This window comes from Limosilactobacillus reuteri subsp. simiae, assembly GCF_020784875.1.
In the GTDB taxonomy this organism is placed as follows: domain Bacteria; phylum Bacillota; class Bacilli; order Lactobacillales; family Lactobacillaceae; genus Limosilactobacillus; species Limosilactobacillus reuteri_H.
Genome location: NZ_JAJGUI010000098.1, coordinates 43560 through 58950, shown reverse-complemented (window position 1 = coordinate 58950; position 15391 = coordinate 43560). Strand labels below are relative to the sequence as shown.

Sequence of the window (15391 nt, the reverse complement as noted above, 5' to 3'; positions counted from 1 at the left end):
TGCCTTTTTTATAAATTAGTTTTGCTTATCTTCTTCTTTTAACTTAGCCTCAATATCTTTAATTGAGTAAGCAGCTACACTAACTTCTTTTGGCTTGATGTTCCGGTAAGCACTCATACCAGTACCTGCAGGAATAATCTTACCAATAATAACATTTTCTTTCAATCCAACCAACGGATCGTTCTTACCACGAATAGCAGCATCAGTTAATACACGTGTAGTTTCTTGGAATGAAGCAGCGGACAAGAAACTGTTTGTCTCTAAGGCAGCCTTAGTAATACCAAGAATAACAGGACGAGCTGTTGCAGGAATATTACCAGCAACTAAGGTATCCTTGTTAGCGTCACGGAATTGACTGATATCCATTAATTGACCCGGTAGAAGATCAGTATCACCTGGATCCATGACACGAACTTTCCGCATCATTTGACGAATCATAATTTCAACGTGTTTATCTAACAAGTCAATACCCTGCATCCGGTAAACACCTTGAACTTGCGACAAGAGGTAGGTTTCAGTAGAAAGAACATCACGAACCTGGATTAATTCCTTAGGATCAATCGAACCTTCATTCAGTGGTGCTCCACGATGAATGAAATCACCTTCAGCAACTTTCATCCGGGCTGTAATTGGAAGGGTGTAAGTTCGGGTATCAGTTTCACCCTTAATCGTAATATCCTTCGTCCGTTCAGCCGGATTTTCTTCGATAGACACAACTTCACCAGTAACCTCTGTAATTGTTGCTCGACCTTTAGGATTACGTGCTTCAACAATTTCTTGGATACGTGGAAGACCTTGAGTAATATCATCGTTACCAGCAACCCCACCAGTGTGGAAGTTACGAAGGGTTAACTGAGTACCTGGTTCACCAATTGATTGAGCGGCAACAGTTCCGACAGCTTCACCAGCTTCTACACGGTCACCAGTAGCTGCGTTTCGTCCATAACAACGTTCACATACACCATGTTCAGTGTTGCAAGTAAATGCTGAACGAATAGTTACTTTCTTTACGCCGGCATCAACGATCTTTTGAGCCATTTCTTCGTCGATAAGGACATTCTTACCAACAATCTTTTCACCAGTCTTAGGATCAAAGACAGACTTCATCGTGTAACGGCCCATGATTCGATCATAAAGCGGTTCAATCATTTCGTTACCGTTTGTAATAGCAGTAACTTCAAGTCCACGATCAGTACCACAGTCTTTTTCACGAACAACCACATCTTGCGCAACATCAACCAGACGACGAGTTAAGTAACCTGAGTTGGCAGTCTTCAAGGCTGTATCAGTCATACCTTTACGAGCACCGTGTGATGAAATAAACATTTCCAACACTGAAAGTCCTTCATAGAAGTTTGACTTAACAGGTAATTCCATAATCTTACCGTTTGGGGATGCCATCAATCCACGCATTCCGGCTAACTGAGTAAAGTTTGAAATGTTACCCCGCGCACCAGAGTCGGACATCATGTTAATTGGGTTATGGATATCCATGTGTTCAATTAACTTGTTTTGAACTTCATCCTTAGCATCGTTCCATGCACCGATTACTCGTTCATAACGTTCATCGTCTGTAATTAAACCACGACGGAATTGCTTAGTAATTAAAGCAACTTGCTTTTGTGCCTTATCAAGAATTTCTGGTTTTTCTGGTAAATCATGAATATCAGACATAGCAGTCGTTAAACCAGAAATAGTTGATTCGTAGTAACCTAAGTCCTTAATACGGTCCAAGAATTGAGAAGTCTTCGTAACTTTGTAACGCTTGTATACTTCAGCGATCAAGTCAGATAAGAAGCCCTTCTTAAATGGTGGAACTAATGGTGCATTTTCAAGGTATTCATGAATATCTTGACCAGGTTCAAGGAAGAAACGATCATCAACACCATTTTGAATATTTGCATCTGTTGGTTCGTTAATGTAAGCAAAATCTTTTGGCATAATTCGGTTGAAAAGAAGCTTACCAACAGTTGTCACCATGATCTTGTCTCGTTGTTCATCAGTAAATGGCTTTTCAGGGAATGCAGATACTTGAACTCCAACACGGGTTTGTAATGAAACATAGTCATTGCGGTAAGCAAGTTCAGCTTCATCAGTATCCTTGAAGATCATTCCTTCACCTTCACGACCCTTATCTTCAGTAGTCATGTAGTAGTTACCAATAACCATATCCTGTGATGGTGAAACAATAGGTTCTCCGTCACGAGGACTAAGAATATGGTGAGCAGCAAGCATTAACAAACGTGCTTCCGCTTGAGCTTCATCAGATAATGGAACGTGAATAGCCATCTGGTCCCCATCAAAGTCAGCGTTATATGCTGAACATACTAATGGGTGAAGACGCATTGACTTACCAGAAACCAAGATTGGTTCAAATGCTTGGATACCTAACCGGTGAAGAGTAGGTGCCCGGTTCAATAGAACTGGGTGTTCCTTAATAACGTCTTCCAATACATCAAAGACATCATCATCACTGCGATCAATCTTACGCTTAGCAGCTTTAACATTAGCGGAAAGGCCACGTTTTACCAATTCATGCATAATAAATGGCTTAAATAATTCAAGTGCCATTGGAACTGGTAATCCCATTTGGTTCAACTTCAATGATGGACCAACATCAATAACGGAACGACCAGAGTAGTCAACACGCTTACCAAGTAAGTTTTGACGGAAACGTCCTTGCTTACCCTTAAGCAAGTGAGAAAGTGACTTCAATGGACGGTTACCTGGTCCAGCTACTGGACGTCCGCGGCGACCATTATCAATTAATGCATCAACCGCTTCTTGTAGCATCCGTTTTTCATTTTGAACAATAATTCCAGGTGCTTGTAATTTAAGAAGTCGCTTTAACCGGTTATTACGGTTAATAACCCGCCGATATAAATCGTTCAAATCGGAGGTAGCAAAACGTCCCCCTTCAAGTTGAACCATTGGCCGCAAGTCAGGTGGCATAACTGGAATTACATCCATAACCATCCATTCAGGCTTGTTTCCTGACTTAATGAAAGCTTCAAGAATATCAAGACGACGAATAGCACGAGTCCGTTTTTGACCAGTAGCTTCTTTCAATTCTTCTTTTAATTCAGCAGCTTCCTTTTCTAAGTCAACATCAGCTAAAAGTTTTTGAATAGCAGCAGCTCCCATTTCAGCTTTGAAACGGTCACCATATTCTGCTTTTTTATCACGATATTCAGCTTCAGTTAAAAGTTGTTTCTTTTCAAGTGGAGTATCACCTGGGTCAAGAACAACATATGAAGCAAAGTAAATAACTTCTTCAAGTGAACGTGGACTCATATCTAATACAAGTCCCATTCGACTTGGAATTCCTTTAAAGTACCAAATGTGAGATACAGGAGCAGCTAATTCAATATGCCCCATCCGTTCACGACGAACTTTTGCACTAGTAACCTCAACACCACAACGGTCACAAACACGACCTTTGTAACGGATACGCTTGTACTTTCCACACGCACATTCGTAATCCTTGGTTGGGCCAAAGATTCGTTCGTCAAACAGACCTTGCTTTTCTGGCTTTAATGTCCGGTAGTTAATAGTCTCGGGCTTTTTAACTTCCCCATATGACCAACTACGGATCTTATCTGGAGATGCCAGACCGATCTGCATACTTTCAAATTTATTGACATCAATCAAAGGATGTTCCTCCTTCTTTCAGTAAACCGTAGCAACCTAAATATTAATTTTGATTAGTTTTGTCATCGGTAGTTGTTGAAGTTGCTTCAGACTTGTTTTCTTCTTCGTTCTTCTTATCGTCTGTTTTATGTTCTTCTGCATATTTAGCTAATGCATCAACATTTACAACTTCATCATCATCTTCGTCCATGTTCTTTAACTGAATTTCCTTGTTGTTACCATCAAGAACCTTCATATCAAGACCTAATGCTTGTAATTCCTTAACAAGAACACGGAATGATTCTGGAACACCTGGCTTAGGAATTGGTTGACCATTGATGATTGCATCATAAGTCCGAACACGACCAACAGTATCATCTGACTTGTAAGTAAGGATTTCTTGAAGAGTGTAAGCAGCACCATAAGCTTCAAGAGCCCAAACTTCCATTTCACCGAAACGCTGTCCACCAAATTGTGCCTTACCACCTAATGGCTGTTGAGTAACAAGTGAGTAAGGACCAGTTGAACGAGCGTGAATTTTATCATCAACCATGTGAGCTAACTTAAGATAGTGCATTGAACCAACAGCAATCCGGTTTTCAAATGGTTCACCGGTACGACCGTCATAAAGAATTGTCTTACCGTCTTCTGGGAATCCAGATTCACGAACAGCATCCCAAACATCTTTATCAGATGCACCATCGAATACTGGAGTAGCCATATGAATTCCAAGACGACGAGCAGCCATTCCTAGGTGCAATTCAAGAAGCTGACCAATGTTCATACGACTTGGCACACCCATTGGACTAAGCATAATATCAATCGGAGTTCCATCTGGCATGTATGGCATATCTTCTTCTGGTACAACGATAGAAACAGTACCCTTGTTACCATGACGTCCAGACATCTTATCCCCAACTTGGATCTTCCGCTTTTGTGCAATGTAAACACGAACCATTGTATTTACACCTGGTGATAATTCATCCCCATTTTCACGAGTGAAGACTTTAACATCTTGGATGATTCCGCCACCACCATGAGGAACACGTAATGAAGTATCACGAACTTCACGTGACTTTTCACCAAAGATAGCGTGAAGAAGACGTTCTTCGGCAGATAATTCAGTCATTCCCTTTGGAGTAACCTTACCTACTAAAATATCTCCATCATGAACTTCGGCACCAACACGAACGATCCCGTTTTCATCAAGATCTTTCAAAGCATCGTCACCAACGTTTGGAATTTCCCGCGTCATTTCTTCAGGTCCAAGCTTGGTTTCACGTGCTTCAGATTCGTATGATTCGATGTGAATAGAAGTATAAACATCGTCTTTAACTAATCGTTCATTAATGGCGATGGCATCTTCGAAGTTATATCCTTGCCAAGTCATGAAGGCAATTAATGGATTTTGTCCAAGAGCTAATTCACCTTGTTCCATTGATGGACCATCAGCTAATACGTCGTCAGCATCAACATGTTCGCCAACCTTAACAATTGGGCGTTGGTTGTAGTTCTTACCACCGTTTGAACGACGGAACTTCATTAACTTGTAAGTATCAAGTGTTCCATCTTCTTCACGAACCCGTACTTCACGAGCATCTACATATTCAACCGTTCCTGGCTTCTTAGCAATCATTGCAACCCCAGAGTCATGGGCAGCCTTGTAGTCAATACCAGTACTTACCAATGGAGCATGAGGATTGATCAAAGGAACAGCCTGCCGTTGCATGTTAGCACCCATCAATGCACGGTTGGAGTCATCGTTTTCAAGGAATGGGATACATGCAGAGGCAACAGAAACAACTTGCTTAGGAGAAACATCCATGTAGTCAATGTTTTCAACACTGGTTTCGATGTAGTCATCTTTATCACGAGCCATTACTTGATCGTCAACAAATGAACCATCATCATTTAATGGCGTGTTAGCCTGAGCAATGATGAAGTTATCTTCTTCGTCAGCAGTTAAGTAATCAATCTTATCAGTTACCTTGTGATCCTTCCATGAAACACGACGGTATGGAGTTTCGATGAATCCATATTTATTTACCCGTGCGTAAGATGAAAGACTGTTAATAAGACCAATGTTAGGACCTTCTGGTGTTTCAATAGGGCACATCCGGCCATAGTGAGTATAGTGAACGTCCCGCACTTCATATCCAGCCCGGTCACGAGTTAAACCACCAGGACCAAGAGCTGAAAGACGACGCTTATGAGTTAATTCACCTAATGGGTTAGTTTGGTCCATGAACTGGGAAAGTTGGGATGAACCAAAGAATTCTTTAATAGAAGCAACCACTGGACGAATATTAATTAATTGCTGTGGGGTAACAGTGTCAGGATCTTGAATTGACATCCGTTCACGAACAACCCGTTCCATCCGTGCAAGACCAATCCGGAATTGGTTTTGAAGTAATTCACCAACTGAACGAATACGACGGTTACCTAAGTGGTCGATATCGTCTGTACTACCAATACCTTCTTGTAAGTTAAAGAAGTAGTTTAAGGAAGCAAGAATATCAGCTGGTTCAATGTGCTTATATTCTAATGGGATATGACCGTTACCAATAATAGGTACAACTCGATCAGGATCAGTCTTAGAATATACTAAAATCTTTTGTAACTTAACTGGTTCAGTTACAACCGCTTCATCTGATGGAGTGTAAGTAATAGTCTTAAAGTCATCACGGTCTAAGTAAGGTTCAAGCTTATTAAGCAATTCCTTAGTTACCGTATCACCTTTTTGTGCTAATACTTCACCAGTATCAGGATCAGCTAAAGTTTCAGCTAAAGTTTGTCCAAGTAAACGGTACTTAAGCATTAACTTCTTATTTGTCTTATAACGACCAACTGGTGCCATATCATAACGTTTTGGATCAAAGAAACGAGCTGTTAATAAGCTCCGTGCTGAATCAGCAGTCTTTGGCTCACCAGGACGAAGCCGTTCATAAATGTCCTTTAAGGCTTCTTCAACCCGAGAATCTTCAGCGTTCTTGTGAACATCTTTATCCAAGGTTAATGATAATGTCTCACTATCGCCACCGAACATGTCAATAATTTCATCGTCAGAGCCAAAGCCCAATGCACGAATCAATTCAGTCATTGGCAACTTACGGGTCCGATCGATTCGAACATATGAAACATTCTTAGCATCAGTTTCGTATTCTAACCATGCACCACGGTTTGGAATAAAGGTAGCACCGTAGTTTGGCCGACCATTTTTATCATTTTCTTCACTATAGTAGACACCTGGTGAACGAACTAATTGTGAAACAATAACTCGTTCGGCACCATTAATAATGAATGTACCTTGGTCAGTCATTAATGGGAAGTCACCAAAGAATACATCTTGAGACTTAATCTCACCAGTTTCATGGTTAGTTAACCGTAAAGTAACATGAAGTGGTGCTGAGTAATTAGCATCGTGTTCACGAGCTTCGTCAACAGTATACTTAGGTTCTAAAAGTTGATAGTCAACGAATTCCAAAGAAAGTTTTCCTTGAAAATCATCAATTGGCATAATATCATCAAACATTTCCCGCAAACCTTTTTCCATGAACCAATTGTAAGAATCGGTTTGGATTTCAATAAGGTTTGGCAATTCGAGAACTTCTTTAATTCGCGAGTAGCTACGACGGGTACGGTGTTTACCGTATTTAACTAAATGTCCAGCCAAACTGTTCACCTCTCTAATTTATTCCGCGAGTTCATTTAAATGTTACAATTTGATTACAATTTGCCCAAAATACGACTTTTGGGCAAAAAAAATCCAAAAACAGTTCAACGACTGTCTTTGGCTTTTATGCAGAATCTGATGGACAATAGATCACCAGGTTCAAATGAACTCACAATTACATACTATTTAAGTATACAAGCTCTATTAAATTTTGTCAACAATTATTTTTATATTTTTTAATTTTTTCCGCCCCAATTTGATAAACCATTAATAATGCAGTCTAGGATTAATTGGTCACGTTGTTCTGGTGTAATTGAATGACCACCAATTAATTGCGAAGTGCCAAAAATTGGAGTTAGTCCTGCAATAAATAATTCAGCAGCTTCTTTAGGAAGAATATCAGGACGTAACCCTACATCTGGTTGACGGAAAAACGCTGCAATCGGTTCTAGATAATCCATTGTAAAAATCATATTAAGCTTTTGCTGTGCACTCTTCGATAATAGGCGCATTGCCTGATTGTATTGGTCATAAATACTTAATGGATGATGTTTTTTTAATGCCTTGGTGATTTGCCATAATTGTTCATTCGGTGACAAATCATGTTTACGCATTACTTTATTAATATCTTGGCGAACTTTTCCACATAAATTTGTCATTACATCCAGATATAAAACCTCTTTATCGCTGAAGTGGTGGTATAAAGCTGGTTGCGTAATTCCAATCTGTTTGGCAATATCCCGTGTTGAAGTTTCACCAAACCCCTTTTGTAAAAATAACTTTGTAGCGGTTTTTAAGATTGCTTGTCTTGTCTTTTCTAATTGTTCCGCTCGCTTCATTTATTGTTCATCCCCTATTTTTAATCATTAATTATCTGATAAACACATTATAAGACTATAACTTATCTTTTGACAACCGTTTTAGAAAAATAATCATCAAATGTGATAAATGAATGCAATTTGGTAGCTTTTTCTTCTATTATCATTAGAGAACAAAAGTTACAATTATAGTGTTTTTATATCATATAATATTCAAATATTTATTTTATGTATTTTAAATTTAACGAAGCTAGAACACAAAACGGTAAATTACTCTGCATTTTCAGAATAATTTACCGTTCTTTTTATCTATTCAATTTTAATTCAACAGCTTTATCTTCATCTGGCTTTTTTACTTTAAAAGTAATTTTACCTTGATGCGCACCTACTGTTACGTCATCTCCAACATTGATTTCACCACTAAGTAGTCCAGTACTCAAATCATCTTCAACATGATCTTGTAAAGCTCGACGAAGCGGACGAGCCCCATAAGCAGGATTGTAACCAAGCTTTGCAATTACATCAATTGCAGCAGGCGTAACTTTCAAGTTAATCCCTTGCTCACTTACCCGTTTATTTAAATCATTAACCATGAGTTTAACAATTTGATGAAGTTCTTTCTTTTGTAATGAATGGAAGATAATCGTTTCATCAATCCGATTAAGAAATTCTGGGCGGAAGTATAACCTCATTTGTTGCTTAATCGCCGCTGCCATCGCATTATAGTCTTGTGACATATCTTTTGCCCCAAAACCAACTTCTTTTTCATCCTGAAGCTGAGTTGCTCCAAGGTTAGAAGTCATAATAATAATGGTATTTCTAAAATCAACGCGTCGACCTTTTGCATCAGTTAAGTAACCATCATCTAAAACTTGAAGTAATAAATTAAATACATCTGGATGTGCCTTTTCAGCTTCATCTAATAAGACAACTGAATATGGATGTTGCCGTACTTTTTCAGTTAGTTGGCCCCCTTCGTCATAACCGACATATCCTGGAGCGGCACCAATCAAGCGACTAGTACTATATTTTTCCATATATTCGGACATATCAATCCGGATCATATTATCTTCCGAGCCAAACATTGCAGCAGCTAATGCCTTGGCAAGTTCTGTTTTTCCTACCCCGGTCGGTCCTAAAAACATAAAAGAACCAATCGGCCGACTAGGATCCTTAAGACCGCTTCGTGCACGCCGAATTGCCTTAGCGACTACGGTAACTGCTTCATCTTGACCAATTACTCGTTGATGCAGAACCTTTTCCAAGTTAACCAATCGTTCACTTTCGCTCTTCTTCAATTGAGTTAAAGGAACTCCTGTCCATTCAGCAACAACTTGTGCAATGTTTTCACCAGTTACTTTCAATTTATAGTTATGAGAATCTTTTTGTTGCGTGCGTTGCTTTTTACGTTCAATCTTATCTTTTAGTGCTAATTCCTGTTGACGAAGAGTAGCTGCACGATCAAAGTCTTGATTATCAATTGCTTCTTCTTTTTGGGTTCGCAAATCTTCTAACTGACTTTCTAGTGAAGGCTGATGATTTTTCTTATCTTCAGCATCAATTCGAACCATAGCTGCCGATTCATCAATAAGATCAATTGCTTTATCTGGCAAGAACCGATCCGAAATATAACGATCTGACAATTTAACTGCTTCTTCTAGCGCTTCATCAGTAATCTTAGCATGATGGTGCTCCTCATACTTTGGTCGTAGTCCTCGCAGGATTTGTAGAGTTTGGTCAGTAGTCGGCTCATCAACTTGAACAGTGGCAAAGCGTCGTTCAAGTGCTGCATCCGATTCTATATATTTCTGATATTCATCAAGCGTAGTAGCACCAATTGTTTGCAACTCACCTCGCGCTAAGGCCGGTTTCAAAATATTGGAGGCATCAATTGCACCTTCAGCGCCACCAGCACCAATTAAGGTATGGAGTTCATCAATAAAAAGAATCACATGCCCGTCGTTTTGAATTTCATCAATTACTTTTTTAAGACGATCTTCAAATTCTCCTCGATACTTGGTACCCGCAACTAATGATCCCATATCAAGCATCATCAAACGTTTATTAGCCAATTCAGCTGGAACCTTACCATCAACCATCCGCTGAGCAAGTCCTTCAGCAATCGCCGTCTTCCCTACTCCCGGTTCTCCAATCAAAACTGGGTTGTTCTTGGTACGACGACTAAGAATCTGTTCCACACGTTTAACTTCCTTATTTCGACCAATTACAGGATCAAGCTGACCATTTCGAGCAAGTTCTGTCATATCACGAGCTAGTTTATCTAATGTTGGTGTACCAGTTTGCTGGGTCCGTCGACGAGATGGTTGACGATTAGAATTGCGTTGCTGACTATCAGCAATCCCCAACCGGCGTAAAATTACTTTTCTCATCTGCCGCGGAACAACATCTAAACTATACAAGATTCGTGAAGATAGGACACTTTCATCTGCAATTAATGCTAGTAATAAGTGTTCAGTGCCGATTTTTAATGCATGCATTTGTTGAGCTTCTCGACCAGCTAATGATAATACCTGCTTTGCTTTTGGTGAATATGGAAGATAATCTGAAGCTCCCAGATTTTCTAGCGTTCCATAGCCAATCAAGCGTTCAATTTCTTCACGAATATCATCGCTTGTAATAGAAAATTGTTCAAATATTTTGTTAGCAATCCCATCTTTATCCATTGAGAGGGCAAGCAAAAGGTGTTCAGTCCCTACTGCTTGGTGTTTAAAGTATTTTGCTTGTTCTTGTGCAATTGCTAGAACATGCTTTGCACTTGGCGTGAACATATTATCCATGTACAATCCCCCTTTTAACTTTCATAGCGAAGTCGATTCAAGAATGATACTAATATACGGGCGCGAAGTTGATCTTCAATCTTACTATCATTAACTGCTAATGCTTGTTTAGATAATGCAACTAGCATTAGGTCTCCTTCACGTCTCGTAATCACGTCTTCTTCATATAACGTTCGAACAATATCAAAAGCATCACGTTCACGAACCGAGTCGCCAATTGCTTGAATAAGTGAGTTTAGCACATTTACGTCATCAAGTAAATTAACTCGCTCGATTCGAATGTATCCGCCGCCTCCACGCTTACTCTTTACTAAATAACCATTTTGGATGGTAAACCTCGTTTTAATAACATAATTAATTTGTGACGGTACCACATCAAACTGGTTGGCAATCTCAGAACGACGAATTTCGACCTGAGCTGAGTCACCAAGTATTTCTTTTAAGTATGCTTCGATAATATCTGAAATACTTTTATTCTCCATTATATCACCTCGGCTCTTTTGACTAATCTTGACCATTATTTTAACACACTTTTAGAGTCGGCGCCTACTTGTATGATCATTCAGTTACACATTTAAGAAAATAATAAAGACTAGCGAAGCATTCAAGCGACACTAGTCTTTTAGAGAATTAAATATGAACTACTTTTTTAATTAGTCGTTATCGTTGTGAACAAAATCAACAACATTCCGACCAACAACCTTGTTATCCTTAAGTTCTTGGATCATATCATTAATTTCGCTTAACTTACGAGTCTTAACAATTGGGTGAACCTTACCTTCTGCACCAAATTGGAAACATTCAGCTAAGTCTTGACGGGTACCAACTAATGAACCAGCAACAATGATACCATCAAGAACAGTCTTAGCAATGTTAAGCTTCATGTCACCTTGTGGAAGCGCAACGGCAACAAGCTTACCATCTGGGCGAAGTGAATCAACTGCTTGGTCGAATGCAGAGGCAGAAACAGCTGTTACTACAGCAGCGTGAACACCGCCAACCTTTTCTTGAATTTGCTTATCAACATCACCGTCATGACGGTTAATTAAAATTTCAGCACCATTCTTCTTAGCGGCCTCAAGCTTATCAGGATTACCATCAACAGCGATAACATGAGCGCCAAATACGTTGTGAGCAAATTGAATACCCAAGTTACCTAAACCACCAGCACCAACGATTGATACCCATTGACCCGGCTTGATGTCAGCAACCTTCAATGCCTTGTACATCGTAACACCAGCACAAGTTAATGAAGTAGCTTCAACAGGATCAAGACCTTCTGGAACCTTAACAGCGTAGTCAGCTGGTACGATACATTGTTCAGCCATTGCACCGTCAGCAGTGTAACCCGCATTAAGAACGTTCCGACAAAGAGTTTCACGACCAGTTAAACAATATTCACAGTGTCCACAGCCCTTGAAGAACCATGCAATTGATACACGATCGCCAACTTTTAATGAAGTAACCCCAGGGGCAACCTTAGATACACGACCAACCCCTTCGTGACCGATAATACGACCTGGCTTCTTACCAAAGTCTCCAGCAGCAACGTGTAAATCAGTGTGACAAAGACCACAATATTCCATGTCAACTAAAGCTTCACCGGGCTTTAAATCCCGAAGTTGAACATCTTTAACAGTAACAAAACCGTCTACTGGATCGTTAATAACAGCAGCTTTCATAAGGTAAGATCTCCTTTATTAATAAACAAATTACTTTTTACAATGCTTATAGTACCACAACTCCTAGACAAATTTAAAGTGAAAATTTGCACATTTAACGAAATTAATAATTTTATTTTTTATTTAAAACACTGATATAACAATGATCACGCCCGACAAATTAATTCTTTTAATATTGTATAGTAAATCACTTACTAATTATCACTAAAACTTTACTGTTACAATTTTAGACGCTCCCTATTAATATGGATGTTATAATTTAATCAATTAGACAAAGGAGTGAGTATAATAATGTCTTATGGATATATCACCAAGCTAAGTGAAAATGTAGAGCGGCAACATATTCGTTACAATAATCGTTATGGAACGGCAATTGCTGCTGATATCTACACCCCTAAGAATTTAGAAGAAGACAAATTGTTGCCAGCCATCGTAATCGGGGCACCTTATGGAAGCACAAAGGAACAGGCAGCAGCAATTTATGCAAATACGTTTGCTCAATTAGGTTTTGTTACCCTTGCATTTGATCAAGTATACATGGGCGAATCAGCTGGCGAACCTCGTCATGTTGCTTCTCCAGACTTATATGCGGAATCTTTTAGTGCCGCAGTTGATTATCTGGGTACAAAAGCAAAGCATGTCAATCGCGAACAAATAAGTGTTATCGGTATCAGTGGAGGGGCAGGCTTTGCTCTTAGCGCTGCGGCTGTTGATACACGAATTAAATCTGTTGTAACAATTTCAATGTATGATATGACAGATATTCGTGAAATGGCTAATCTTGCTCCTGAACAATTATTCCAGCTTAAAGATCAATTATCAAAGCAACGGTGGGACGATTTTGAAAATGGGCAGCCTGACTATCATCCTTCCTTCCCAGAAGAACCATATGATAGTATTGACGATTTACCAAATCATGATGAATTAACAAATGAGTGGCTTCGTTTTTACGCTCTTAAACGTGGCTTCCATCCAAATGCACGTGGAACTGCAACAACCACTTCTAATTTAGCAATGCTTGAATTTTCTGCGTTAGACTATATTAAAGAAATTTCACCACGACCAATCCTATTTATTTATGGAGACAATGCTCACTCTCGTTCTTATTCTGAGAGAGCTTATTACCTTGCTAACCAACCAAAGCAAAGATTGATCGTAGAAAACTGCGAGCATATTGATCTTTATGATAATATGGAAAAAATTCCAGTAGATCAAATTGCAAAGTTTATAAAAGACAGTTTCAACGCATAATCAAACGACAAAATGCCAGCCAGCGCCTCAAATATGGAGCGCTGGTTGGCGTTTTCTTTTTAAACGTCTAATCTTGATACACATTTTTCACCATTAATATGATACTTAAGGATTTATACTTAAAATGATCTACTTTCTTCTTAAATCACTAATCTATCAATATTTTAGCGACCAACAAAACGACCAAAACATTAGGAAAAGCAATAAGAAATAAAAAACAATAAAACCTATTATAACAACCATTATTAACGGTTATTACAATAGGCTTACTCAATAGTCGGAATTACAAGATTTGAACTTGCGACCTCTGCGTCCCGAACGCAGCGCTCTACCAAGCTGAGCTAAATTCCGAAAAAATAAGCGTAACAGTTAAACTGTCACGCTTACTATAATTAGTGCACCCAGAAGGAGTCGAACCTTCAACCTTCTGATTCGTAGTCAGACACTCTATCCAATTGCGCTATGGGTGCATATAAGCGGAAGACGGGATTCGAACCCGCGACCCCCACCATGGCAAGGTGATGTTCTACCACTGAACTACTTCCGCATGTCTCTGATAAGTTATTCCCTATCAACGATTATTAATATTACACGAAAATCTCATCAATGTCAACAAGAATTTTCAAAAAATATTAAATGCGGATGAAGGGACTTGAACCCTTACATCAAAATGATACAAGATCCTAAATCTTGCGCGTCTGCCAATTCCGCCACATCCGCAAATTAATGGAGGATACAGGGCTCGAACCTGTGACCCCCTGCTTGTAAGGCAGATGCTCTCCCAACTGAGCTAATCCTCCATAAATAGGCTTGCTATATAAATCAGCCTATTCAATATATCATCTATATGATTTTTTGTCAAATCCTATTTAAGATTTAATTCAATTAATTTTTCATCAATCATGGCTAAGACCTTCTTAGCAGCAGCCGGATCTTCAACAAAATCATATTTATCACCATCAATAACCATCTTAGGACTTTCATTATAATCCTCATACCATTGAACATAACGCTCGTTTAAGTTTTTATAATATGAATATAAGGAAGGATCATTAGCAATTTGTTCAAATGAACGTCCCCGCTTCTTAATTCGTTCAAGCATTGTCTCAAACGAAACCCTAATTGTAATTAAAAGGTTGGGGGCTTTTTGGTGTGGTTGCTCTGGTAATTCTTCCATCATATTACCTAATAATGAAGAATAAATATTTGACTCCGTTTCCGTAGCTCGACCCATATCCGCGTTTAACTTGAATAATAAGGCATCTTCAAAAATTGAACGATCCAAAACATTTAAATCATTCGAGTATGAATCTTTAATCTCATCAAGTCGCTTGTTTAAAAAGTAAATCTGTAATAAGAAACCATATTTTTTAGGATCTTTATAAAAAAGCGGCAAAATTTTATTATCGTCAACAGATTCATAGAAGGCCTGGCTATTAAGATGGTCTGCCAACAGCTTTGTCAAACTGGTCTTTCCTGCACCGATTGTCCCGGCTAAAGCAATCATTAGTTATTTCCCCCTGTTTCAAATTCAAAAAG

8 protein-coding genes and 5 tRNA genes are annotated in these 15391 nt (G+C 39.0%); 1 reads left to right on the top strand and 12 read right to left on the bottom strand.

Annotation, left to right across the window (positions count from 1 at the left end):
* Positions 1-15: 15 nt before the first annotated feature.
* The 6 genes from rpoC to adhP all read right to left on the bottom strand — a co-directional run bounded on the left by rpoC (position 16) and on the right by adhP (position 12601).
* Positions 16-3651 (bottom strand): DNA-directed RNA polymerase subunit beta', encoded by a 3636-nt coding sequence (gene rpoC / locus LMC10_RS04965; protein WP_229269114.1) that lies wholly within the window; start codon positions 3649-3651, stop codon positions 16-18.
* A 43-nt stretch (positions 3652-3694) separates the two neighbouring features.
* Entirely contained in the window at positions 3695-7312 is a 3618-nt protein-coding gene (gene rpoB / locus LMC10_RS04960) for a DNA-directed RNA polymerase subunit beta (RefSeq protein ID WP_003674901.1), read from the bottom strand.
* Positions 7313-7539: 227 nt separating this feature from the next.
* Entirely contained in the window at positions 7540-8142 is a 603-nt protein-coding gene (locus tag LMC10_RS04955) for a TetR/AcrR family transcriptional regulator (RefSeq protein ID WP_003664584.1), read from the bottom strand.
* A gap of 284 nt (positions 8143-8426) precedes the next feature.
* Positions 8427-10919, bottom strand: a complete 2493-nt coding sequence (locus LMC10_RS04950) for an ATP-dependent Clp protease ATP-binding subunit (RefSeq protein ID WP_229269113.1) — start codon at positions 10917-10919, stop codon at positions 8427-8429.
* 14 nt (positions 10920-10933) lie between these two features.
* Positions 10934-11401, bottom strand: coding sequence for a CtsR family transcriptional regulator (locus tag LMC10_RS04945; RefSeq protein ID WP_013923834.1), 468 nt, complete (start codon positions 11399-11401; stop codon positions 10934-10936).
* Positions 11402-11572: 171 nt separating this feature from the next.
* Positions 11573-12601 carry an alcohol dehydrogenase AdhP gene (gene adhP / locus LMC10_RS04940; RefSeq protein ID WP_003674904.1) on the bottom strand — a complete coding sequence of 343 codons (1029 nt, stop codon included), beginning with the start codon at positions 12599-12601 and terminating at the stop codon, positions 11573-11575.
* A 291-nt stretch (positions 12602-12892) separates the two neighbouring features.
* Here adhP and LMC10_RS04935 point away from each other — a divergent pair, with 291 nt between their 5' ends.
* Positions 12893-13852 (top strand): alpha/beta hydrolase, encoded by a 960-nt coding sequence (locus tag LMC10_RS04935; RefSeq protein ID WP_229269112.1) that lies wholly within the window; start codon positions 12893-12895, stop codon positions 13850-13852.
* A gap of 277 nt (positions 13853-14129) precedes the next feature.
* On the opposite strand, the gene LMC10_RS04930 is transcribed toward LMC10_RS04935, so the two are convergent.
* The 6 genes from LMC10_RS04930 to LMC10_RS04905 all read right to left on the bottom strand — a co-directional run bounded on the left by LMC10_RS04930 (position 14130) and on the right by LMC10_RS04905 (position 15359).
* A tRNA-Pro gene (locus tag LMC10_RS04930) sits at positions 14130-14203 on the bottom strand.
* Between the two features lie 45 nt (positions 14204-14248).
* Positions 14249-14322 (bottom strand) — tRNA-Arg (locus LMC10_RS04925).
* A gap of 5 nt (positions 14323-14327) precedes the next feature.
* A tRNA-Gly gene (locus LMC10_RS04920) sits at positions 14328-14399 on the bottom strand.
* Between the two features lie 90 nt (positions 14400-14489).
* Positions 14490-14572: transfer RNA gene (locus tag LMC10_RS04915), tRNA-Leu, on the bottom strand.
* A 7-nt stretch (positions 14573-14579) separates the two neighbouring features.
* A tRNA-Val gene (locus tag LMC10_RS04910) sits at positions 14580-14652 on the bottom strand.
* Between the two features lie 65 nt (positions 14653-14717).
* On the bottom strand, positions 14718-15359 hold the full coding sequence (locus tag LMC10_RS04905) for a deoxynucleoside kinase (protein ID WP_003668798.1): 642 nt from the start codon (positions 15357-15359) through the stop codon (positions 14718-14720).
* Between the last annotated feature and the right edge of the window lie 32 nt (positions 15360-15391).

Excerpts from the sequence above, each read along its gene's own strand:
- LMC10_RS04955 (WP_003664584.1), bottom strand. The coding sequence starts at position 8,142 with ATGAAGCGAGCGGAACAATTAGAAAAGACAAGACAAGCAATCTTAAAA.
- adhP (WP_003674904.1), bottom strand. The coding sequence starts at position 12,601 with ATGAAAGCTGCTGTTATTAACGATCCAGTAGACGGTTTTGTTACTGTT.
- LMC10_RS04905 (WP_003668798.1), bottom strand. The coding sequence starts at position 15,359 with ATGATTGCTTTAGCCGGGACAATCGGTGCAGGAAAGACCAGTTTGACA.
- LMC10_RS04950 (WP_229269113.1), bottom strand. The coding sequence starts at position 10,919 with ATGGATAATATGTTCACGCCAAGTGCAAAGCATGTTCTAGCAATTGCA.
- LMC10_RS04945 (WP_013923834.1), bottom strand. The coding sequence starts at position 11,401 with ATGGAGAATAAAAGTATTTCAGATATTATCGAAGCATACTTAAAAGAA.
- LMC10_RS04935 (WP_229269112.1), top strand. The coding sequence starts at position 12,893 with ATGTCTTATGGATATATCACCAAGCTAAGTGAAAATGTAGAGCGGCAA.